This is a genomic window from Collinsella sp. AM43-1, from assembly GCF_003467925.1.
In the GTDB taxonomy this organism is placed as follows: Bacteria; Actinomycetota; Coriobacteriia; order Coriobacteriales; family Coriobacteriaceae; genus Collinsella.
The window spans coordinates 19,756-41,556 of sequence record NZ_QSFR01000001.1; the positions used below are offsets into that span (position 1 = coordinate 19,756).

At 61.5% G+C, this 21,801-nt stretch carries 18 protein-coding genes and 1 riboswitch; of the genes, 7 read left to right on the forward strand and 11 right to left on the reverse strand.

Annotated features, from left to right (window positions below; genetic code table 11):
- The gene (yqeB, locus tag DW925_RS00130) at positions 1-795 is read right to left on the reverse strand and encodes a selenium-dependent molybdenum cofactor biosynthesis protein YqeB (RefSeq protein ID WP_117583042.1); all 795 of its coding nucleotides are present in this window, start codon (positions 793-795) and stop codon (positions 1-3) included.
- 102 nt (positions 796-897) lie between these two features.
- Here yqeB and yqeC point away from each other — a divergent pair, with 102 nt between their 5' ends.
- A complete protein-coding gene (gene yqeC, locus DW925_RS00135) occupies positions 898-1,635 on the forward strand; it encodes a selenium cofactor biosynthesis protein YqeC (protein ID WP_117583043.1) in 738 nt (245 codons plus the stop codon).
- A gap of 79 nt (positions 1,636-1,714) precedes the next feature.
- Here yqeC and hydA read toward each other — a convergent pair whose 3' ends face one another.
- The 5 genes from hydA to dpaL form a co-directional block, all read right to left on the reverse strand.
- Positions 1,715-3,082: a dihydropyrimidinase gene (gene hydA, locus DW925_RS00140; protein ID WP_117583044.1), complete on the reverse strand. Its 1,368-nt coding sequence runs from the start codon at positions 3,080-3,082 to the stop codon at positions 1,715-1,717.
- 9 nt (positions 3,083-3,091) lie between these two features.
- Positions 3,092-3,706: a nucleotidyltransferase family protein gene (locus tag DW925_RS00145; RefSeq protein ID WP_158551618.1), complete on the reverse strand. Its 615-nt coding sequence runs from the start codon at positions 3,704-3,706 to the stop codon at positions 3,092-3,094.
- Positions 3,707-3,856: 150 nt separating this feature from the next.
- Positions 3,857-5,059: a knotted carbamoyltransferase YgeW gene (ygeW, locus tag DW925_RS00150; protein WP_055252229.1), complete on the reverse strand. Its 1,203-nt coding sequence runs from the start codon at positions 5,057-5,059 to the stop codon at positions 3,857-3,859.
- Positions 5,060-5,260: 201 nt separating this feature from the next.
- Positions 5,261-6,646: a YgeY family selenium metabolism-linked hydrolase gene (locus DW925_RS00155; RefSeq protein WP_099432046.1), complete on the reverse strand. Its 1,386-nt coding sequence runs from the start codon at positions 6,644-6,646 to the stop codon at positions 5,261-5,263.
- Between the two features lie 237 nt (positions 6,647-6,883).
- Positions 6,884-8,098: a diaminopropionate ammonia-lyase gene (gene dpaL, locus DW925_RS00160; protein ID WP_055252227.1), complete on the reverse strand. Its 1,215-nt coding sequence runs from the start codon at positions 8,096-8,098 to the stop codon at positions 6,884-6,886.
- Positions 8,099-8,375: 277 nt separating this feature from the next.
- Between dpaL and DW925_RS00165 the strand changes: the two genes are divergently transcribed.
- From DW925_RS00165 to DW925_RS00185, 5 genes are all read left to right on the forward strand, one after another.
- Complete coding sequence (locus tag DW925_RS00165; RefSeq protein WP_117647522.1) at positions 8,376-9,029, forward strand: transcriptional regulator; 654 nt, start codon at positions 8,376-8,378, stop codon at positions 9,027-9,029.
- A 123-nt stretch (positions 9,030-9,152) separates the two neighbouring features.
- Positions 9,153-10,139, forward strand: coding sequence for a hypothetical protein (locus tag DW925_RS10155; protein WP_117790099.1), 987 nt, complete (start codon positions 9,153-9,155; stop codon positions 10,137-10,139).
- 266 nt (positions 10,140-10,405) lie between these two features.
- Positions 10,406-10,496: riboswitch (SAM riboswitch) on the forward strand.
- 8 nt (positions 10,497-10,504) lie between these two features.
- Complete coding sequence (locus tag DW925_RS00175; protein ID WP_117790100.1) at positions 10,505-10,870, forward strand: hypothetical protein; 366 nt, start codon at positions 10,505-10,507, stop codon at positions 10,868-10,870.
- 390 nt (positions 10,871-11,260) lie between these two features.
- Positions 11,261-13,066, forward strand: coding sequence for a hypothetical protein (locus DW925_RS00180; RefSeq protein ID WP_233540195.1), 1,806 nt, complete (start codon positions 11,261-11,263; stop codon positions 13,064-13,066).
- 182 nt (positions 13,067-13,248) lie between these two features.
- Positions 13,249-14,484 carry a hypothetical protein gene (locus tag DW925_RS00185; protein ID WP_117790102.1) on the forward strand — a complete coding sequence of 412 codons (1,236 nt, stop codon included), beginning with the start codon at positions 13,249-13,251 and terminating at the stop codon, positions 14,482-14,484.
- A 43-nt stretch (positions 14,485-14,527) separates the two neighbouring features.
- Here the strand turns inward: DW925_RS00185 and DW925_RS00190 are convergent, their stop codons facing one another.
- The 3 genes from DW925_RS00190 to DW925_RS00200 all read right to left on the reverse strand — a co-directional run bounded on the left by DW925_RS00190 (position 14,528) and on the right by DW925_RS00200 (position 16,339).
- On the reverse strand, positions 14,528-14,779 hold the full coding sequence (locus tag DW925_RS00190; RefSeq protein WP_117790103.1) for a hypothetical protein: 252 nt from the start codon (positions 14,777-14,779) through the stop codon (positions 14,528-14,530).
- Complete coding sequence (locus DW925_RS00195) at positions 14,776-15,261, reverse strand: exonuclease domain-containing protein (protein ID WP_158565713.1); 486 nt, start codon at positions 15,259-15,261, stop codon at positions 14,776-14,778. Before DW925_RS00195 ends, DW925_RS00190 begins: the two co-directional genes overlap by 4 nt.
- A gap of 466 nt (positions 15,262-15,727) precedes the next feature.
- Complete coding sequence (locus DW925_RS00200) at positions 15,728-16,339, reverse strand: DUF4143 domain-containing protein (RefSeq protein WP_233540196.1); 612 nt, start codon at positions 16,337-16,339, stop codon at positions 15,728-15,730.
- An 841-nt stretch (positions 16,340-17,180) separates the two neighbouring features.
- Here DW925_RS00200 and DW925_RS10060 point away from each other — a divergent pair.
- Positions 17,181-18,179, forward strand: a complete 999-nt coding sequence (locus tag DW925_RS10060) for a hypothetical protein (protein ID WP_147349505.1) — start codon at positions 17,181-17,183, stop codon at positions 18,177-18,179.
- Between the two features lie 345 nt (positions 18,180-18,524).
- Here the strand turns inward: DW925_RS10060 and xdh are convergent, their stop codons facing one another.
- Entirely contained in the window at positions 18,525-21,302 is a 2,778-nt protein-coding gene (gene xdh / locus DW925_RS00215) for a selenium-dependent xanthine dehydrogenase (protein WP_117790107.1), read from the reverse strand.
- 12 nt (positions 21,303-21,314) lie between these two features.
- A complete protein-coding gene (locus DW925_RS00220) occupies positions 21,315-21,794 on the reverse strand; it encodes a 4Fe-4S binding protein (RefSeq protein ID WP_006235055.1) in 480 nt (159 codons plus the stop codon).
- Positions 21,795-21,801 lie beyond the last annotated feature (7 nt).

The following is a 21,801-nucleotide window of genomic DNA, read 5'->3' on the forward strand; positions in this document are numbered from 1 at the left end:
CTATCCCTGGAATACACCGGTGAGCATGGCGAGCGCCTCGAGCACGCCGCCGCCGACCGACGTCGCCTTGTCCGAAATATAGTTGATATAGCTGGCATCGCCGCGCGGGTCGACGTCGGCACATTTAAAGCCCTCGGTCACCTGAACGCCGTCGGCCAAAAGGCCGCGCAAGCAGCCATCGATCTGCGTGCACATGGGCGTATCGCCCGCGTAGCCAATCACGTCCCCGGCGCTCACGATATCGCCGATCGCATGGTCGGACCTAAACACACCGGCAGCGGGGCTGTGGATAACACGTTCCTTGCCATAGCCGGCGATGACACCCGGCACGCCCGTGTTGGGCTGGGGCGAACCTTGGGTAATGACACGGCCGAGAAAATGCCCGCGCATGGTCTCGACCACGGCGTCGCAATCGACCGGCGCGGTAAAGCCCGGCCCCACGGCAATGACGGCAGGCGCCATGTCGCGCGTGGTGCCCAAGTTGCGCTTGGCCAAAATCGCGTCGACCACAGCCGCGGGTTTCAGCTCGCCGAGCATCTTGGCCTGAGGGTCCACCACAACGGCGACGTCTCCGGCCTCGGTAATCTCAAGCGCCTCAGCCGGCGTCTGCGCCAAGCGAGCGCGAATGCCTTCGACCTCGACCTCGCCCAGGCGAATGGCCTCGCAAAAACTAATTGTGCGGCGGATGCACGTGGGAACCGCGATATCGGCCATAACGACCGACACGCCGGAGCGCACCAAACGGGCAGCGACGCCCGTGGCGATATCGCCGGCGCCGCGAACATAAACGAGCATTCCCGGGGCACCTCCCTGTGCTACGGTTTGAGCAGAGCAAAAGCGGTTCGACCGCTGCTCTGATGATTATTTATTATCACAGTATTATACGGCGGTGAACATATGGAAACGGTTAACGGTAATCTTGCCTCGGCGCTCAGGATCGAGCCGGGCATTACCGCGATTATCGGCAGCGGCGGCAAGTCGACCTTGCTCAAGACGCTGAGCCTTGAGCTTATGCGCGCTGGCGGCCGCGTGCTCCTCTGCACCACCACGCATATGTTTCCCGTCGCCGGCGTGCCGTGGGACGGATCGAGCCGTCGTCTGGACGCCGCGCCCTGGAAGCCAGGTGCCCTACACGCCCCAGGCTGCACCTGCGAGGCCTGCGCGGGGCTTGTGCGGGGAAGGATCTGCCAAGCAGGTGTCTTGGACCCCCAGACGGGCAAGCTCTCCTCCCCCGCCGCGCCGCTCGACCAGCTGGCGCAGCGCTTTGACTACGTCCTGGCCGAGGCGGACGGCAGCAAGCGGCTCCCGCTCAAGGCGCACGCCGCCTGGGAGCCGGTAATTCCCGCCGCCACGGCAAACGTTGTCTGGGTCGTCGGCGCCTCGGGGCTCGGCAAGCCCATCAACGAAGCCGTCCACCGCCCCGAGCTCTTCTGCGAGCGCTGCGGCTGCGAGCCCACCGACGCTGCCACCCCAGAGCGCGTCGCCCAGGTGCTCAATGCCGAGCTGCAGATGCTGAACCTCAACAATGCCCGTATCATGCTCAACCAAGCCGACACGCTTGCCGACCCAACAATGGCAGATCGCTTCGAGGCAGCCCTCAACCGCCCCCTCATCGCCACCAGCCTCCAGGGGTAGCAAATTTGGGACGGGGCTCTTTTTGCTACCCCGTCCCAAAAAATCATCTCCCAAATTAGCTACCCCGGCGGTCTTCCCGTTAGCGGGGCACGTAGCGGCCGGGTTGGGCTCCGGTGGGCTCGCCGTCGCGCGCGGCCAGCACGCCGTTCACAAACACGGCCTTGGCGCGGCCATGTGCCTCAAAACCCTCGAGCGGCGTGTAGTCCACAGCCTGATGCTGCATCGCGGCACTGATCGTCCAGCGCGCCTTGGGATCCCACACGCACACGTCGGCATCGGAGCCCTCGGCAAGACAGCCCTTGCGCGGGTACATGCCAAACACGCGCGCCGGGTTCTCGCTCATCAGGCGGCAGAGGTCCTCGGGGCCCAGCTGTCCCTCAAAGCTCGTGGCAATCGCGACGGGACGATGCTCCACGCCGGGCCCGCCGTTGGGAATCGCGCGGAAATCATCGCGTCCTCGGTCCTTTTGCCCGTGCAGGTTAAAGCTGCAATGATCGGTCGCAATAGTATCGATCTCGCCAGCCACAAGCGCCTCGCGCAGCGCGGCACGGTCACCGGCATGGCGCAGCGGCGGGCTCATCACGTACTTGGCGCCCGCAAAGCCGTCCTCGCCCTGCTCCAGATAGCAGGTGTCGTCGAGCATCAGATACTGAGGGCATGTCTCGACATAGATGTTCTTCTGCCCGCGCGCTTTGGCAGCGCGAATGGCCTCGAGCCCCAGCTTGGTCGAAAGGTGCACCACGTTGACCGGAGCGTCCCCGGCCAAGTGCGCCAGATACAGCAGGCGGCTCACGGCCTCGGCCTCACACACGTCCGGACGGCTGAGCGCATGGCCCTCGGGCCCGTGGATACCCTGCTCAAACACGCGCTTCTGCAGCGCGTTGACCAACGTGCCGTTCTCGCAATGCACGCACAGGATACCGCCCACGCGCTTGAGCTCCTCCAGCACCTCGAGCGTCTCGGCATCGTCCAGGCGCAGATGGTCGTAGGCAAAGTAGGTCTTAAACGACGACACGCCCGCCTCGCGCATGGCCGAAAGATCGGCGCGGTTGCGCTCATTCCACTCGGCAAGCGCCATATGGAAGGCATAGTTGGCGGTGCAGGTGCCGTCGGCGCGATGACGCCACTCGACCAAGGCATCGGGCATGGTCACGCCGCGATCGGCCGTCGCGTAGTCCACAATGGTCGTCGTGCCGCCGCAGGCAGCCGCGCGCGTGCCGGTCTCAAAGCTATCGGCTGTCCAATCCATGCCGGTCCAGCACTGCATGTGCGTGTGCCCATCGATAAAGCCCGGGAACACCCAGCAGCCCGCAGCATCCTCGACGGTATCGCCCTCGGCCGGCTCAATCGCCGCGGCAATCCGCACGATCTTATCGCCATCCATGGCAAGATCGGCGCGGCGAAGCCCCTGGGGCGTCACGAGTGCGCCGTTTTTGATGATGATCATAATTGCTCCTTATTGATTGATGCAGTTGGCCACGCGATCAAAATACGAGCAGGCGGCGATATGCTCCGTTATGCGTCGCTGTCCCTTGACGGTATCGACGTCCCACAGCTCGTAGGCACGCGCCTCGACCAGCACCACGTCGGTACGGTCCTTGAGGATCGAACCGCCGCCGTCCTTACCCTCAAGACACATAAGTGCATCGAACAATTCCGCCGGAAAGAGCACCGGGCTCGAAGGCTCGCCGTTGCACGCAAGACGCACCGGATGATTGCGGTCACGCTCGTCAAACGCACGAACCATACCCTCAAAAGAATCCGAACTCACAAGCGGCTGGTCGCCCGGCAAAAAGAGGCAGCCTTTCCAGTTGCGTTCGACTCCCCACGAAAGGCCCGCACGGACGCTTTCGCTGCGCAGTTTGCCATCGTGCAGCACACACGGGCAATGCTTGTCCTCGCAAATCTGGGCGACCTCGGGCCAACGCGTCGAAACCACGACGTCAAAGCCCCGGGGAACCGAATCAATGGTCCGGGCAATCAGCGGCTTGCCATAGATATCGGCAAGCATCTTGTTAGAGCCAAACCGCTTGCCCTCGCCCGAAGCCATAATGACGCAACCAAGTTTCATGGCGATACCTCCCCTGAAGCCATCGTACCCATAACTCGCGTCGCGGGGCATCTACATCGAAAGCGCTTATCCCGCACGCCCACGATGCAAAAAGGGGCACCCCGCCGGTTGGCAGAGCGCCCCCTTTACATGGCTTACCCCAGCGCGGCTTTAGGCCTGGAACCAACGGGCGGTGTTGCGCTCGTCGAGGGCCTTGAGGGTAGCGGCGGGATCGGCAACCTTCTGCAGGAACATCATGGCTGCGATGGCGTACGGCTTGTAGCTGGCCTCCTTGTACATGCCCACGCGGTGCATGTCAAAGACGTCGGCGTTGACCTCGCCGTGCTCGCAGGAGACACCGGAGATGTCGGCGGGCAGCGGGTGCATAAAGATGGTGTCCTGGCCGTTGGCGGTCTTCTCCATGAGCTCGGTCGTGGAGCACCAGTCCTGATGGGTGGCGTTCTGAGCGAGCAGCTCCTTCTCGAGCGCTGCGATGCCGGCGTCGTCGCCCTCGGCGTACAGGTTGGTACGCTTCTCCATGGCGGCAAACGGAGCCCAGCTCTTGGGGATCACGATGTCGGCGCCCTCGAAGGCCTCGGCCATGGTGTTGACCTGCTTAAAGGTGGTGCCGGACTCGGCGGCATAGCCCTTGGCGCGCTCGACGACCTCGGGCATGAGGTCGTAGCCCTCGGGGTGGGCCAGGGTGACGTCCATGCCAAAGCGGGGCAGCAGGCTGATCAGCGACTGCGGGCAGGACAGCGGCTTGCCGTAAGAGGGCGAATAGGCCCAGGTGACGGCAACCTTCTTGCCCTTGAGGTTCTCAAGACCGCCAAACTCGTTGATGAGGTAGAGCATGTCGGCAGAGGACTGCGTGGGGTGATCGGAGTCGGACTGCAGGGAGATGAGCGTGGGACGGTGATCCAGAACGCCGTCCTCGTAGGCCTGCTGGACAGACTCGGAGACCTCGGCCATGTAGGCGTCGCCCTTGCCGATGTACATGTCGTCGCGGATGCCGATGACGTCGGCCATGAAGGAGATCATGGTAGCGGTCTCGCGGACGGTCTCGCCGTGAGCGATCTGGGACTTCTTCTCGTCCAGGTCCTGCAGCTCGAGGCCGAGCAGGTTGGCGGCCTTAGAGAAGGAGAAGCGCGTACGGGTGGAGTTGTCGCGGAACAGGGAGACGGCCAGGCCCGAGTCGAAGATCTTGGACGAAACGTTGTTCTCACGCAGCTCGCGCAGGGCGTCGGCAACGATGTAGAGAGCCTTGAGCTCATCGGTGGTCTTATCCCAGGTGTGCAGGAAGTCGCTGCCGTACATGCCCTTAAAATCGAGGCCGTTCAGCTGCTCGACGAGCTCGGTAAACTTGGCGTCCATGTAAATATCCTTTCCATAGATGAAACGATCGCAATGAGTAGATGTGCTCCGGCATGCGCGTGTGGCTAGAACATGCAGAGCGCTATGACGAGGACCCGCTACCGTTGAGGAAGCATGGGAGATAACGACCGCGGGCCCCAAGTCAACAGGGGGTGCCGGGGACACAGGCTGTCCCCGGCTCAACAAGATCGAGGAATGGGACTAGTCGATCTTGTTGTTGGTCAGACCAGCGCGGAACACGGTAGCGTCGCCATCGGCCTGGCTCGGATCGTAGAGGTTCAAAGCAGCAACATACATGGCGGCAGCGGTGACCAGGTCGTCCTTGTAGGTGACCTCGTTGGGAGCGTGAGCCTGAGACTCGGCACCCGGGCCAAAGCCAACGCAGGGGATGCCATAGCGGCCCTGGATGGAAACGCAGTTCGTGGAGAAGGTCCACTTGTCGCACAGCGGACGGCCGGTGCGCTTGTCCATGCTGGGCTCGCAGCCGATGCGCTCGTCACCGAACATGGCCTTGTGGGCGTCGACGAGGGCCTTGACGTGCGGAGCGGTCTCCTTGTTGATCCACGTGGGGAAGTAAGCCTCGGTCTCGTAGACCTCGCCGGTCCAGGACGGACGGTCGTACATGTACATGGAGACCTTCACGTCGTCGCCGTACTTCTTGGCGGCCGGCAGGTTGCGGATCTCGTCCAGGCAGGACTCCCAGGTCTCGCCGGCGGTCATGCGACGGTCGATGGAGATGGCGCAGGAGTCAGCGACAGCGCAGCGGCTGGGGCTGGTGTAGAAGATCTGGCTGACGGTGCAGGTGCCGCGGCCCAGGAAGCGGGCGTCCTCAAAGTGCTCGGGGTTGTACTTGGGGTCGAGCATCTTGACGAGGCCCTTGATGTCGGTCGACTCGTCGCAGCCGTTGTTGTTGAGGGCGCGGACGTCGGCGATGATGTCGGCCATCTTGTAGATGGCGTTGTCGCCGCGGTCGGGAGCGGAACCGTGGCAGGAGGTGCCGTGAACGTCGACGCGGATCTCCATGCGGCCGCGGTGACCGCGATAGATGCCGCCGTCGGTGGGCTCAGTGGAAATGACGAACTCGGGCTTAATGCCGTCCTTGTTGTAGATGTACTGCCAGCACATGCCGTCGCAGTCCTCTTCCTGGACGGTGCCGACGACCATGATCTTGTAGCCCTCGGGGATGAGGCCCATGTCCTTCATCATCTTGGCAGCATAGGTAGCAGAAGCCATGCCGCCCTCCTGGTCGGAGCCGCCGCGGCCGTAGATGATCTCGTCGGTTTCGTAGCCCTCATAGGGATCGGCATCCCAGTTCTCGATGTTGCCGATACCGACGGTGTCGATGTGGGAGTCGATGGCGATGATCTTGTCGCCCTCGCCCATAAAGCCCATAACGTTGCCCAGGCCGTCGACCTTGACCTCGTCATAGCCAAGGCTCTCCATCTCGGCCTTGATGCAAGCGACAACCTCACCCTCCTCGCAAGACTCAGAGGGGTGGCTAATCATTGCGCGAAGAAAACGCGTCATATCAGCACGATGGGACTCAGCCGCAGCCTTAATGGCATCAAAATCGAGTTCTTTAGTCATAACAGTCAACCTTTCTACAAGGGTTTACCTACAGGTAGATATTTCAGATAGATCACTTGTGCCAAGCGGCGTGAGGTTGAGCACCCCACAAGCAAGTAACCATAGGAGGCGGACGGAGGACTTTGCTCCGTCGCGAGTTCCGCACGAGCCGGAGAGCACTTAATGTGCTCTCCGTGCGAGCAGGACTGTCCGAGCAGGGAGTAAAGTCCTCCGGCTGCCTCCGGACAGGTCAGTCTGCTAGCAAGTGGGGTACTCGCCCTCCCAGACGATGCGACGGTACTGATCCGGGTCCGTGTCACCTTCCGTGGAGAAGCAGAGCACGGAGCTTGTCTTGTCCAGACCGATGAGCTCTTTGAGCTCGGCGTACTCGGGATCGAGCATGAGGGTCTCGACCAGGCCGGTGGTCACGGCGCCGGACTCGCCGGAGATGACGCGCGGGTCGCCCTTCTCGGGAGCGCCCAGGGTGCGCATGCCGCGAGCGGTGACCCAGTCGGGGCAGGACACGAAGGCGGTGGTGTGGTTGCGCAGGATATCCCAGCCCAAGATGTTGGGCTCGCCGCAGCACAGGCCGGCCATGATGGAGGGCATGTCGCCGTCCACGATGCGCGGGTCGCCGTCGCCGGCGGCAGCGCCCTTGTACAGGCAGGCGGCAGGCGCGCACTCGACCACGACGAAGGTGGGCGGGTTATCGGGATACAGGTTGGTGAAGTAGCCCACCACGGCGCCGGCGAGCGAACCCACGCCAGCCTGGACAAACACGTGCGTCGGGCGGTTGATGGCCATCTCGCGCAGCTGCTCGGCAGCCTCGGAAGCCATGGTGCCGTAGCCCTCCATGATCCAGGACGGGATCTTCTCGTAGCCCTCCCAGGCGGTGTCCTGAACGATGACGCCGCGCTCGCAGGCATCGGCCTCGGCGGCGGCCATGCGCACGCACTCGTCGTAGTTGACCTCTTCGATGGTCACCGTGGCGCCCTCGGCGGCGATGTTATCGAAGCGTGGCTTGGTGGAACCCTTGGGCATGTGCACGACGGCCTTCTGGCCCAGCTTGTTGGCAGCCCATGCCACGCCGCGGCCATGGTTGCCGTCGGTGGCGGTAAAGAAGGTAGCCTGGCCAAAGTCCTTGGCAAGCTGATCGGAGGTCAGGTAATCGAAGGTGCACTCGGCAACGTCCTTGCCGGTCTCGTCGGCAATGTAGTTGGCCATGGCAAACGAACCGCCCAGGACCTTAAAGGCGTTGAGGCCAAAGCGATAGCTCTCGTCCTTAACGCACAGGTTGGACAGGCCCAGGCGCGCGGCCTGGCCATCCAGGCGGGCAAGCGGAGTGACGGTGTACTGGGGGAACGACTGGTGGAAGGCGCGGGCCTTCTTCACGTGGTCGAGGCTCATGATTCCCAAGTGCTTGTCATCGCTCTTGGGCATCGTGTTGCCCGCCCACTGGATCTTATCGGCCATACGGTGAACTCCTTAAGTTCTCTCTTGCCGGCCCCCGCATACGCGTTTCAGCCCGATCCCATTCACACGGCTGAACTTTTATGTGGATGCCAAACAAAAAGTTTGTTAGCACTGTTCTATCACACTTTTTGATTGGAAAACCTAACAAATTGTTTGTTGCCGTAATCGGTACCTTTTCGCCGCCGAACGGTCACATAACACAGCGACACTTTCGTTATTTGCGAACAAGTGGGGTTTATGGCACAGTGAGCCCAAACTAATTTTTAGGAAGGCACCCATGACCCCCGCACAGATTGAGTTTTACAAGCGCCTTGCACACGGTCTGGCGCTCCAATTTGGCCCCAACTGCGAAGTCGTCGTCCACGACCTGGAGACCGAGGACGTGGACCGCTCCATCGTAGTGATCGAAAACGGCCACGTCAGCGGGCGCAAACTGGGTGACGGCCCCAGCCATATTGTGCTTGAATCCATGCACGAGGGCACCGCCGACGTGCACGACCGCGAGCCGTACCTCACCAAAACCGCCGATGGCAAGCTGCTCAAGTCCTCGACCATCTTTATCCGCAACGATGAGGGCAAGCCCGTCGGCATTTTGGGCATCAACTTTGACATTACGCTTATGAAGGCTTTTGAGCGTTCGCTCGACGCCTTTACCGGCACCGGCGGCACGGGCTACACCGAGCCCGAGCCCATTACCAAGAACATCGGCGACCTGCTCGAGGACCTGCTGCACGAGTGCGAACAGTTTGTGGGCAAGCCCGCGGCACTCATGACCAAAGACGAGCGCATTCGTGCCATTGGCTACCTCGACCGTCGCGGCGCCTTCCTCATTTCCAAGTCGAGCGAACGCGCCTGCGAGTTCTTTGGCATCTCCAAGTACAGCTTCTATAGCTACCTCAATGAGGCCAAGGCGGCGGCCGACGACAAGTAGGCACTCGCCTAGATTGCCCCTCCCCTTTTGGGCGCGAGTTCTGGAAAGCTCGAATCCAAGACCGAGCCGCTTGGGAAGTTCCATATAATCGATGTCATTAGTATTTCGAAAGGGTGGAACAGAATGGCGTTGAGCAAGGCATCATGCACCGGTCGCGGATTGATTCCGGCAATTGGTGGACATGTGCACCGCATGTTCGATGAGGGTGAAGACGACCTGTTTTCGCTGAGCCTTGACGACGTGATGGATGATCGCCCGTGGACCGCCGACGAACTCATGGGCGGCGGGGCTCGCCCGTCAAGCCCCAATCCCGCACTTGCGCCTAAGCCCGCATCTGCGCCGGCTCCTGCGCAGTCGCCTGTTTCGACGCCCGCGTCTGCGCCCACACCCACTTCGGCGCCCACGCCCACTCCCCGCCCCGCAAGCGACCCGTCCGAGACGGCGGCGTTTCTCGCTGCAGCGACGCAGGGCAAATCGGCCGACAGCACCGTTATGTACAGCGCCCGGCAGTTGCCTGTTCCTGCGGCACGCAAGCCTCCGGTCACAAGGCTCGATGAGCCCGTTGCCCATCAGGTTGCCTACGATTCCTGGGCTGCAGCCGATCTGGATGAGACCTCTACCGGCATGCCGGCGCTCGACGTTCCAGTTAATCCGCTTTTTGCCGCCAACACGAGCGCCGCGGGCTATGAGGGCGGTGCGGCATATTCCGATTATTCCGATGGCTATGCTGACGCCGGTCGCATCGAGACCGAGGATTATGGCACCACATCGAGCGATTATCTCAACGATCCGTACGCCGCCACGCCTGCACCGGAATATGACCCGGAGGCCGCGTCCGCACCGGCGTATACCAAAAGCACGGGCGAAGAGCGCTTCGCCGATTATTACGCCGAGGAAAAGGCGCTGCGTTTTTCGGAATTTCCGCAGGCAGTCAAGGTTGCCTTTATCGCCATTGTCATTGCCCTGCTCGGTGTCATTGCGTTTGAGGGATTCCGGCTGTTCTCCGGCCCCACCCAAGCGGAGTCGGAGACCCAGCAAAAAGAGGACGATAACGAGTATCTGGACATCAACACCCTCAAGGGCGACCCCAACGACGGGGACGATGAGTAGCGAGGGCTGAAGGCGGCCGCAGGATCCCGCATCCAACACCGGCTTCTAAGTGCTGTTTTGTCATCCAGCTACACTTTTCCGAAGTTTTAAGGTGCCTATTTCGACACTTTTCCGTACTTTTACACGGCTGATTTCGACACTTTTCCGGATGAAAGCCGAATAATCACTTGGGAAACCAACGCCGTTCACGCGTCATTTCGCAGGCGGCGCTTGATTTCTGTCCGTACACGTTGATAGACTTCCTCTTGCCCGCAAGGAGCGGGCGCGTTTTATCCAGAGTCGGGGTAGAGAGTTGGCTCCACGATCCCGACGCCAACCGGCCAAGAGGCACGGTGGCCCTGCCAACATCGATGAAAGGAGTCCGTATGGACAATTTCTCTGTGCGCAGCGAGCGTAACTTCCACAACCTGATCGTCAAACCGAATCACATGCATCTTCTGGATAAGCCAAATGGCTACGCCTCGGCCATGATCAAGAGCAGCCTCTCCCACCAGATGCGCTTTACGGTGCAGGTGCTCAAGGAAGAACTCTGCGCCGCCGGCAGCCCGCACGTGCTGCAGATCAAGCTGCTTGGAGACGACTCGCGTGAGCCGTCTAGCTGGAAGCTCTTTGCTGACGGCGTATGCGTTGCGGACGGATCCGGCGCCTTTGCCCGAGAGTGCTTCTGCGAGGGAGCCGAGGCATTCCTGGACCTGTGCCGCGACGCCGTGCGCTCGGCCGAGCTGTACTAGTGGAGCCAGAGGGAGTATGAGCTGTTGAGTGCGGCCCGCGGGATTGCGGGGGCGTAGGAACAGAAGCCTCATGATGGTGGCCTCGGCTGGAATGACGTATCGCTCGATAAATGATCTCAACAACGTAGCCGATGCGCCGCATTTCGCCTCAAAGGCATTGAGCGATCGGGTGGCGTCCAGCATTTCTTTGATATCCCCAATTGATTGTTCCGAGAAAGTCTCTTCATGCCCTCATAATCGCCCTTACGAGAAACTTGGACGAGACGGGCGTCCATACGCCGTCTCTAAACTAACGAGCCGTTCGCGGAAAGAACATCAGGCTAGCGTGGGCCAAAGATATACTGGTATCGTTGCAACAATTATGGAAGATCGGCATCGTCAATGACCTCCTTGAAATTCTCCAGGCGCTTCGCGCTTAGCCTGCTCGTCCCGCTGTCCGCCGCCGTAGCGCTAGCTTTGCCCTCAACCGCCCTCGCTGCGTCGGACCCGAACCCGCCCAGCATCTCCAACGTGACGTTATCCGCGACGACAGTCACGGCCGGCTCCACGCTGCATGTCGGCTACGATGTGGACGACCCCGATGGGGTGCGGTCAGTCACGCCGATAGTCGAGGTCGTCGTCGATAGCGATGACGGGGACCAGGGCAACAGCTCCCGCCTCGCCTTCCGGTCGACCGGCGACACGACCGCGGGCTTCGATATCCCCACCTCCCCGAGCGACCGGCCCTGCAGGTACCGGATCATCGGCCTCGGCGTGACCGATAGCCTTGGATGGGTTACCGATGTCTACGACGCGGCGTATGCCGAGGAGAAGGGACTCAACTCTCCGACCTTCGCCACCAGCCCCCTCGTCTATGAGGTGACCGAGGGGCCCGCGGACCAGAACCCGCCGACCGTGTCCTCCGTGTCGTTCTCGAGCAGGGAGGTCGCGACCGGTGCCGACTTCCACATCTCTTGGTCCGTCGCGGACCCGGACGGCGTTCGCTCCGTTTCCCCCATACTGCAGCGGGGCTGGGAGGATAAGGACGACGGCTGCTCCGTTTCGTCGGCCTATTATCACGGAGGCTCGTCTATCGACGGGTTCGACCTCACATTCGACAGCAATAGGATCGGAAGGCACAGGCTGATCGGCCTTTCGGTCACCGATGACCTAGGGTTCGAGACCGATGTGTACGAGAGTTCCTACGCCAGGGCCAACGGCATCTCGGGCGCGACTTTCTCGGTTGCCGACCCGAGCGAGCTGTGCTTCGAGGTGACCGGCAGCGCGATCGACCGGAACCCGCCCACGGTCTCGAACGTTTCCATCTCCGCGAAGAGAGTCCCTGTCGGCGGGCTCCTCCGCATCTATTGCAATGTAGGCGACGCGGACGGCGTGAAGTCTGTCTCCCCGATTCTCGGCGACCCCGGCTATGTCGAGGACCCGAACTCTGTAAAGGCCCGTAAAACGTTGAGCTGCAGCTACGATGCGGCAAGAGGCTATATCGAAATCGAGTTCCCCACGTCGCTCTCGATGGGCTCGTTTGAAATCCATGCCCTCGCGGTCCTCGACAAGGCGGGTCATGAGACCTTCGTCTACAGCTCCGCCTACGCCGAGCGTAACGGCAAGACCGGCGTCCGGACCTTTGATGTCGACGACGCGGAGAACGTCACCTTCGACGTGACCGCCCCGCTGTATGCCGCCACCAAGGGCAACGGACAGGCATATGCAAAGGGCAACGAGAACGGTCTGACCTTCCACTTCAGCGGTCCTCTCGATGAGTTCACGCGTCTCCTCGTGGACGGAAATGAGGCCTCCGCTGAGAACTACACCGCAACCAAGGGCAGCACGATTATCGAGCTCAAGCCGGCCTACCTGGACACGCTTGCCGCCGGCGGACACACCGTCACGGCCGTCTGGAAGGACGGGACGGCGACCGATGCATCCTTCACCGTGGAGGGGAAGGCCCAAGGGGAGCAGGCGGGCGGCAAGACCGATGTAGATTCACCCGGCGACAACAAAAGTGATCCTGCCACTCCTGAAAAGGACGCCGACGAGGCGTCTACAAAAAGGTCGGGACACACGACAACCGATGAACTAAAGCTCGCCGTAACCGGCGACTCCGCTTGGATGGCCAGCATCGCATTAGCCATGGCGGCCACGGCCTGCTTCGCGGCAGCGAGAAGGCTTGAGCCCAAGCAGCATAGGCACGAACAGTAGCTCAAAGCGAACTCAACTGGGAAGGGCAGATGGATAGCCGTCCTTCTCTTGCAATCAACCCAATCCGCTGAAATGCAATCAGTTAACGAGTTTTGCCAGACGCTCGGTCTCTACCCCGCTCTGGCAAGCCACCTAGCAATGAGATAATGCCCACGGCGATCAACGCAAACAAGGAGCACGCTATGGCAGACAACGAGATCAAACCCTCAACGGACGGCGGCCGAGAGGAACTCGTGGCAAAACAGCTCGCATCGACCAAAATCCACCTCGCGCTCACCCAGGAGCGGGTGGACGTCTCCGGCGCCATCAAGCTGCCGCTCGAGCGAATTCCCCAGCTCGGCGTGGCGTTCGCCTCGCTCCCCTCGATGTTTCGCACCGTCACTAACACGGTGAGCGTACCCACGTTGCTCCAGGCGACTGACAAATTTGGCAACCCGCTCGATCCGTCGAAACTCAACTCGTTCAAGGACGGCAGCGGTCTCACAGGGGGCTACCGCGACGCAGTCAAGGGCTTTGGACAGGCGCGCTTCCACGTAGTCGAGGGCGACATCGCCACGAGCGTCACTCAAGTGCCTTACGACCCGACGTCGTTGTTCATGGCAGCCGCAATCGCGCAGATAAACCAAAAGCTCGACTCCATCCAGGAGTCCGTCGACGAGATGTTCGAGTACATGCGTCAGCGCGACAAGGCCAACATGCGTGGCAACCTCAAGACGCTCGCAGACATCCTCAACGGTTACGGCCTCAACTACGGCAACGCCACCTACATGGCAAACGCTCATATGAAGGTGCTCGACATCAAACAGTCGTCCGCGCAGGACATGGAACTCTTCCGCTCGCAGGCGCAAGCGGATCTGAAAAAGAAAGGGTTCATCGAGGTGCGAGACGGCTTGGGCAGACGCCTCGACAAGGTGCTCGACTACCTCAAAGACTGCCAGCTCGCCACCTACATCCACGCGTTCTCACTGTTCCTCGAACCCATGCTCGCCCAGAACTTCGAGCCCGCAAAGCTCGCGGACGCCACCGCGAAGATCGAGGCCGATTCGATTGCGTATCGCGAGCTCTACACCGAGTGTTACGACGCCCTCGAGGCGGGAACTGCCGACACCGTCGATGCGGCACTGCTGGGCGGCATCGCGTCCGCGGGCAAATTGCTCGGTCACGCCATCGCAAAGACCCCCGTGGGCGAACATACGCTCATCGACGAGGCACTCGAGGGTGCAGGAGAGGACATCGGCAGGTTCAACGACAGGCAATCCGAGAAACTCCTCGAAAAGCTCCATCGGGCAAAGACGCCTGACGTCGCACCGTTCAAGCAGAGCGTAATGGAAGTAGACACCCTCTACAACCGCCCCACGCAGATCGCCGTGGACGCCGAGAACGTCTACATCCTGCCTGCCAAGCGGCAGGAAGAGTAGCGATACGCGACAGGCCACGCGCCATGCAGACGGCCAACGCCGCCTATCTCCCCTCCGTCTTCAACCTCAGCTGCAGGTCGCCCAGCTCGGGGCACTTGCTGGAAAGGCGCGTCTGAGCTCGCTCGCCCATCCCCCACCGCTGGCGGATCTCCTGGGCGTGCGGGCTCACGTGATAGTCCCCCTCCATCATCTGCTTGAGCAGCTTGGTGGTCACGCGCACGTCGGCTAGGGCACTGTGGGCATGGCCCGTCGACTCGTCGAACTCGATGCCAAACCACGCTGCCGCGTCACTCAAAGAGACGCACCCGTGGCTGCCCACGTCCATGATCGAGGTGTAAAACGCCTGCAGGTCGGACCAGTCCGTAGGAAATACGGAAAGATCGATTGCTTTGCCTGGCACTCGGTCAAGAGCTGTCGACGATCCGCCTCGCTCCAGCAAACCACCTGGGCGGAGTAGCGACCAATCCAATCGCTGAGCCTTTTGATCACCGTGTAGAGCGGATCGGCCATCGCGGTGTCCACGGTCGATATCCCTGTAAGCTCGCGGACGGGAAACGCAACGCCTTCGGTAAATTCCGTCTGCACAAACTGCGAGAACTCGCCCATCACGTTGCCGTGGTAATCGAGCTCGACGGCGCCGACCTCGATAATCTCATTGTGCAGTCCACGGCGCTGGCGCTGCTTTGGCACCGGCGCAAACTCAAAGTCCAGCACGATCTGGCGCGCAAAGTTCGTCGTATCGATGGCCGAAATATCCGGCGTCTTTTTGTCTGGCACGGTCAGGGCCTTTCTCCGTCAACTGCCGCTCGTTACATAGGCGGCTACATTGTCGTAAGGATAGGCGCCCGTGCGGACACAAAAGCGGGGTGCAATGCCATGCACCAGGCACGCGCCACACAGACGAACCCAAGGGATCCCGCCCGCTCTATTCAAATGCATGTGATAAAAATTGAGGCCCGGTAACTTGAATCAGCGGTCATCCCGGGCCCATCAGAGCTCACAGAGCTCTTGGTTGCTTTGGTCTCGCTCCTCACGGCGCTTATCGGACTTACCGAGGCACTCAAGCAGCGTACGAAGCATAAAAAGAGGGGTCGACGCCGCTAAGGCGATGACCCCTTAATCCAAGCAACGGCGCTACCCAGCTCTTCACTACTTGGGCTGCCGTCGACCTTATTTTACCCACGGGCGCCGGGTTTACCAAATGGATTTTCGGTAAAGGAAGCACGGCACGCCCGCAAAACCACTACGCCCCAAGTGCCGCCATGGGGATCACCGCCACGCCGTCGTCGCGTGTGTAGGCAATGTTCCCCTTTCCAACCACGACCGCCAAAAACGCCGACGCGGCATTCTGGGCGGCAGGATTGGAGAGCACTTTCCTCTCCAGCGCCTTGAGATTTCTCGCTCCATCGTCTGCTTTCGCATCGCTCAGCTTGACCTCGATGGCTCCCCAGCGCCCGTCGTGCTCAACGATCGGATCGACCTCAAGGCCCTTCTCATCTTGGAAATAATGGACACTGTTGTCGACACCGCCGTAGGTGGAAAGGAACACGCGCACGTCGCGCAGAACGAGGTTCTCAAAGAGCATCCCAAACGTTTGCATATCGCCAAGCAGCCGCTCAGGGGTAGCCCCCAGCAACGTCGCCGCAAGTAACGGGTCGCAGAAGTAGCGCTTGGGGCGCACGCGAACGCGGGCTTTCGAGCGCATGGGCGGCTCCCATCCGCACAGGTCCTCGGTCAGCTTGAGCCTGTTGAAGAGATCCAAGTACGCAGCGATGGTCCTCTCGTCGGGGCCCGCCTCACCGTACGAGGCGTCCTTTATGAGCGTCTTGTACGTGACGGCCTGGCTCTCGTTCATGGCAAGAGCTCGCAAAAGGCCGTGTGCAAGCTCGGGCGATCATGCGATATACGAAATTACGCCATTCTCAATGCGGATTTTACGCTACTTCCAATGTAGTTTTTACGCCGTTGCGGATGTAGTTTTTACGCTATGTTCATTGAAGGTTTTACGCTTGGCATCCTTAGCGCGACGCTCACTCAACCCCTGACCACCGGATTGCCCGAATTCCGGGATGCTGCCTCCGCTCCAAACAAAAGGCCCAGCTCGCGATGAGCTGCCTCCCATTTCTTGAACATTAGAAATGGGAGGCTTTCCACCCCATGTCTCTATCGGAAACGGCATCCCGTCCTGAGCATCGAATCCGGGACGTAGTTTCCGCATGCGGCTTCGTTAGGAAAGCATGTTCCACTCTGAGCGCTCATTCCGGGGTGCAATTTCCGCCAGAGACGCCGCCGGGAAAGCGCATCCCGGTTTGGAGCCGAAATCTGGGATGTAGTTTCCGCTTGAAGGGCGATCCGGAAAGCGCGTCCCATTCCGAGTGGCAATTCCGGGTCACAGTTTCCGCAGATACAAGGCGACAGTCCGCCGGCCTTATCACATGCCTTCAAATATGCGATCCAGAAACACAAAACAGCAGATAGAATGCTCTTTTTCAAAAAGTACACGTCCCGAAACTTACCAAGACTTCATATCCAGCTACCGTTCACGGTCGCCGATTACCGCCCACCGATTCAAACAAGAAATATGTCGCCAAAAGCAGGCCATCTACCTGCATGGTTAGATTTTGGTCAGCTTTTGGTCAGCTGAGCGGCAAGTTCCAGCTGATACGTTTTTGCTACCCAAAAGGAGGCGGTAGCTCATGACCCATTGCAATGACCAGCTCATCGACCAACTGCTCACTCAAGCCGAACAAGAGGGGCGCTGTCTGATTCCCCCGAGCACGGCGATCCGAAAAGCGCTCCTTCGGCGCACCGGCGGCACGGTTGTCTCGCCCATGCCGGGGTTGTTTGCGCGAAAAACGCGCTGGGATGAACTCAACCGAGCGCAACGCCATTGCGAAATCCTCCGCGCCCTTGCGATCATCCACCCCGATTGGACGTTCTGTTCGTTTTCGGCCGCCTGTCTGCTGGGGCTCGAGGTCTCGTGGCGACACCTGAATGTCGTGCGTGTCTGCAGCTCGACAAAGCCGTCGGCTCGCCCGGGCGCACATATTCAGCGGCACCAGATTGAGCCGGCCGGAGCAATACGCAGAGCCGGCATATCGGTAACGCCGCCCATCCAAACAGTCACAGATTGCCTGTTGCAGACCGGTTTTGCCGACGGCATGCCCATTGCCGATTCGACGATCTTAAAGCTCGGCCTTGCGCGGGAACAGCTGATGGAGGCCGTCGAGCAACGAGCGACCGCCCGCAATGGTCGCACGATTCGCACCGCCCTCACGACACTTCGATATGCCGACGCCCGCGCCGAGAGCGGCGGGGAATCGGTCGCCCGAGCCATCATGATCGAGACGGGCTTTGCGCCCGATTGGCTTCAATACGAGCTGACGGACCCCTTCAATTCGACCAAGCCCATACGAACGGACTTTGCCTGGGAGCGCCAGGCGCGGGAACTCACACTGGGCGAGCTCGACGGGCTCATCAAATATACCGACCAGACCATGCTGGCCGGACGCACCACCGCCGAGGTGCTCGTCGCCGAACGACAGCGCGAGGCGCACCTATCGCTCTACGGCCATCCGCTCATCCGCTTTACCATGATCGAAGTCCGTTCGGCAGGCATGCTCGCGAAAAAGCTGCAGACGGCAGGCATCCGGCAGACCGCTCTGCCGGCATGGCTCAACGAGGTGGAGTTGTAGGAGCTGTTGAGCTTATGCCCGTCTGCCTGCCAAACCGGGACACACTTTCCGGTTGAAGCTCCAACCGGAAAGTGTGTCCCACTCTGGAGCCGAATTCCGGGATGCGCTTTCCGCCAGAGGCTCTACCGGAAAGCGCATCCCATTCTGAGCATCGATTCTGGGATGTAATTTCCGCCGAGGGCTCCAACCGGAAAGCGCATCCCATTCTGAGCGCCAATTCCGGGACGCAGTTTCCGCTTCAAACAAAAGGCCCCGGCTCGCGATGGAGCCGGGGCCAAAGGCGCAGCATATGCAGTTGATGTTGAGCGCGAACAGCTCGTCAGTAATGGCTGTCCGCGCCCTACCCTACCCGCGGTTGCGGACACGGCTGTAGGGCGTATCCACCATGGGCAGATCCGGACGCAGCTTGCCGTCAAATGCGCGGTAGGCGTTCTGCACGGCGGGCGCCGTGGGGATCGTTGCGATCTCGCCGATGCCCTTGCCGCCGTATGCCACGGGCAACAGCTCGTCCTTCTCCACGTAAATGGCGTGGATATCCGGAATCTCGGGCGCACGGAACAGCCCGAGCGTACCGTACCTTGCCTGGGGTACGCAGTCCTTGAGCGGCCAGTCCTCGGTAAGCGCATAGCCCATACCCATGAGCACGCCGCCTTCAATCTGACCCTGGATGGAGATGGGATTGACCACCTTGCCGGAATCGTGCGCGGCATAGACCTCGCTCACGCGGCCGTCATCATCCAGAATGACCACATGTGTGGCAAAGCCGTAGCAGATGTGGCTCTTGGGGTTGGGAACGTCAGCGCCCAGCTTGTCGGTCGGCTCCAGGTACACGTAGCCAAACTCGCAGCCCTCGAGCGCCTTGATGGCGGTCGCGGGATCCTGAGGATGCATGCCCTGGCCGGCGACGAGCTCCTGCGTGCGCAACTGATAGGCGCGACCGTCGTCGTACTCGATCTTGACGCCGTCGCCATGCGCGCTCACGGGAGTATCGGGCGCAGGCTTGCCGGCCTCGATGCCAACCATGGCATCGCGCAGCAAGAAGGCGGCGCCGCGCACGGCCTCGCCGGTCACGACCGTCTGACGCGAGCCAGACGTGGTGCCGGAGTCGGGAGCGTTCTCGGTGGAGCACTCGCCATTGGCGATGCAGCCCAGCGGCAGACCGCAGGCCTCGGCAACGTCCTGCAAAAAGACCGTGTTGCAGCCCTGGCCGATGTCGGACGTGGCGGCGTAGACCACGGCCACGCCGTTCTCGATGCGGATCTTGCAGCGGCCGGCATCGGGCAGGCCCACGCCCACGCCGGCGTTCTTCATGGCGCAGGCGATACCGGCGTGTCCGGGATGCGCGTAATAGGCATCCTTGACCTCGAGCAGCGTCTCCTTAAGCGCCGTGGAGCAATCGGCGATCTGGCCGTTGGGCAAAACCTCGCCCGGCTCGATGGCGTTACGGTAGCGAATCTCCCACGGATCCAGGCCGACCTTCTCGGCCAGTAGGTCGATCAGACTCTCGAGTGCAAACTCGGACTGGCAAACGCCAAAGCCACGGTACGCGCCGGCAGGCGGGTTGTTAGTGTAGTAGCCGAAGCCGCGGATGTCGGTGTTCTGGTACTTGTAGGGGCCGACGGCATGCGTGCAGGCGCGCTCGAGCACCGGGCCGCACAGCGACGCGTAGGCGCCGGTGTCAAAGTTGATCTCGCAGTCCAGACCGGTAAAGATGCCCTCGGCGTCGCAGCCCAGCGTAAAGGTTCCGTCCATCGCATGACGCTTGGGATGGAAAGCGAGCGACTCGGCACGCGTGAGCTTGCACTTCACAGGACGCTGGAACTTATATGCGGCGAGCGCGGCCAGGTGCTGGACCGAAACGTCCTCCTTACCGCCAAAGCCGCCACCCACGAGCATGGTCTCGACGACCACACGCTCGGGTTCGCTATCCCAGCCAAACATGTGGGCGCACTCTTTGCGCGTATCGTAGGCACCCTGGTCGGTCGACTGCACCTTGACGCCGTTCTTGTACGGGAAGGCGACGGCGCACTCGGGCTCCAAGAAGGCATGCTCGGTAAAGGGCGTAGTAAAGCGCTGCGTCACGGTAAATGCGCTCTCCGCCAACGCCTTGGCGGCGTCGCCGCGCGTCACGTGACGGCTCTGGCACACGTTGTCCTTGAGCTCCACCGTGTTGCCAAAGGCAAAGAAGCTGTCGTGCAGGCGCGGGGCGTCGGCAGCCCTGGCCTCGACAATGTTACGCACAGGCTCCAGCGGCTCGTAATCGATCCTGACGAGCTTCTTGGCCTTCTCGAGCGTCGCCTCGTCCTCGGCAACCACCAGCACGATGGCATCGCCCACGCAGCGGGTGATATCGCCCGCCGCGATCATGACGTCCCAGTCCTGGATAAGGTGGCCGACTTGGTTGACCGGCACGTCCTCGGCGCGCAGGATGCCCACCACGCCGGGCAGGGCCTCGGCCTTGGAGGTATCGATGGAGAGCACGCGGGCGCGCGGATACTTGGAGCGCACGGCGCTGGCATAGGTCAGACCCGGCTGATCGAGCTCGTCGATGTCATCGGGGTACTTGCCCTCGCCGAGCACCTTCTTGCGCACGTCGATACGGAAGGCGCGCTTGCCCACACCGTAGTCGTCGCCGCGCTCCAGATCCTCGTCGATCTGCTTTTCGCCGCGGAGCACCGCAGCGGCCAGCGAAATGCCCTCGATAATCTTCTTGTAGCCGGTGCAGCGGCAGACGTTGCCGCGGATGGCGTACTTGATCTGCTCCTCGGTGGGCTCGGGGTCCTCGGCGATGAGCGCCGCACCCGCCATGACCATGCCGGGGATGCAAAAACCGCACTGCACGGCACCCACGGCGCCAAAGGCGTACACAAAGGCCTCGCGCACGTCCTGGGGCAGGCCCTCGACGGTCACGATGTTGCGGCCGGCGGCAAGAGCGGTGGTCAGTACGCATGCCTTGACGGCCGCGCCGTCTACATGGATGGTGCAGGTACCGCAGGCGCCCTCGGAGCAGCCGTCCTTAGCGGAATGGATGTGCAGGTCGTCGCGCAGGTAGCGCAGCAGCGGCTTGTTCTGAGTCGTCGTGCGCTCGACGCCGTTAACGGTAAAAGTGAATTCCTGTGCCATGGTGATTCCCTTCTACACGCCGGCGGCGATGCCGGTGCGGTCGTGGATGGCGCCATGCGGGCAGACGACGGCGCACATGCCGCACGATAGGCAGTCCACGCCGTCGATATGGGCGCAGTTGTCCTCGATGCGGATAGCGCCGGCAGGGCACTTTTTGGCGCACATGCCGCAACCGATGCAGCTCGTGTCGCAGATCTTGCGCGCAATGGCGCCCTTATCGGTGTTGTTGCAGCGCACCAGAATGTTCTGGTAGCCGGGAACGAAGGCAATCACGCGCTGCGGGCACGCCATGCCGCACAGGCCACAGCCCGTGCACTTGGAGCGATCCACGCGGGCGATGCCATCGACCAGCGCAATGGCGCCGTGGGGGCAGGCCGTGACGCAGGCGCCACAGCCAATGCAGCCTTCGCTGCAGCGGGCGTCGCCGCCTGCGGAGGCACAGCCGCTTCCGCAGGCAACGTAGGCCACGTTATGTTGAATGGATTTGGCCATAAGAGAC

Coding starts and splice junctions, on each gene's coding strand:
- DW925_RS00145 (WP_158551618.1), bottom strand. CDS start 3,706: ATGAAACTTGGTTGCGTCATTATGGCTTCGGGCGAGGGCAAGCGGTTT.
- DW925_RS00200 (WP_233540196.1), bottom strand. CDS start 16,339: ATGAACGAGAGCCAGGCCGTCACGTACAAGACGCTCATAAAGGACGCC.
- yqeC (WP_117583043.1), top strand. CDS start 898: ATGGAAACGGTTAACGGTAATCTTGCCTCGGCGCTCAGGATCGAGCCG.
- DW925_RS00175 (WP_117790100.1), top strand. CDS start 10,505: ATGGACAATTTCTCTGTGCGCAGCGAGCGTAACTTCCACAACCTGATC.
- DW925_RS10060 (WP_147349505.1), top strand. CDS start 17,181: ATGACCCATTGCAATGACCAGCTCATCGACCAACTGCTCACTCAAGCC.
- DW925_RS00165 (WP_117647522.1), top strand. CDS start 8,376: ATGACCCCCGCACAGATTGAGTTTTACAAGCGCCTTGCACACGGTCTG.
- xdh (WP_117790107.1), bottom strand. CDS start 21,302: ATGGCACAGGAATTCACTTTTACCGTTAACGGCGTCGAGCGCACGACG.
- yqeB (WP_117583042.1), bottom strand. CDS start 795: ATGCTCGTTTATGTTCGCGGCGCCGGCGATATCGCCACGGGCGTCGCT.
- ygeW (WP_055252229.1), bottom strand. CDS start 5,059: ATGGACGCCAAGTTTACCGAGCTCGTCGAGCAGCTGAACGGCCTCGAT.
- hydA (WP_117583044.1), bottom strand. CDS start 3,082: ATGATCATCATCAAAAACGGCGCACTCGTGACGCCCCAGGGGCTTCGC.
- dpaL (WP_055252227.1), bottom strand. CDS start 8,098: ATGGCCGATAAGATCCAGTGGGCGGGCAACACGATGCCCAAGAGCGAT.
- DW925_RS10155 (WP_117790099.1), top strand. CDS start 9,153: ATGGCGTTGAGCAAGGCATCATGCACCGGTCGCGGATTGATTCCGGCA.
- DW925_RS00220 (WP_006235055.1), bottom strand. CDS start 21,794: ATGGCCAAATCCATTCAACATAACGTGGCCTACGTTGCCTGCGGAAGC.
- DW925_RS00155 (WP_099432046.1), bottom strand. CDS start 6,646: ATGACTAAAGAACTCGATTTTGATGCCATTAAGGCTGCGGCTGAGTCC.
- DW925_RS00185 (WP_117790102.1), top strand. CDS start 13,249: ATGGCAGACAACGAGATCAAACCCTCAACGGACGGCGGCCGAGAGGAA.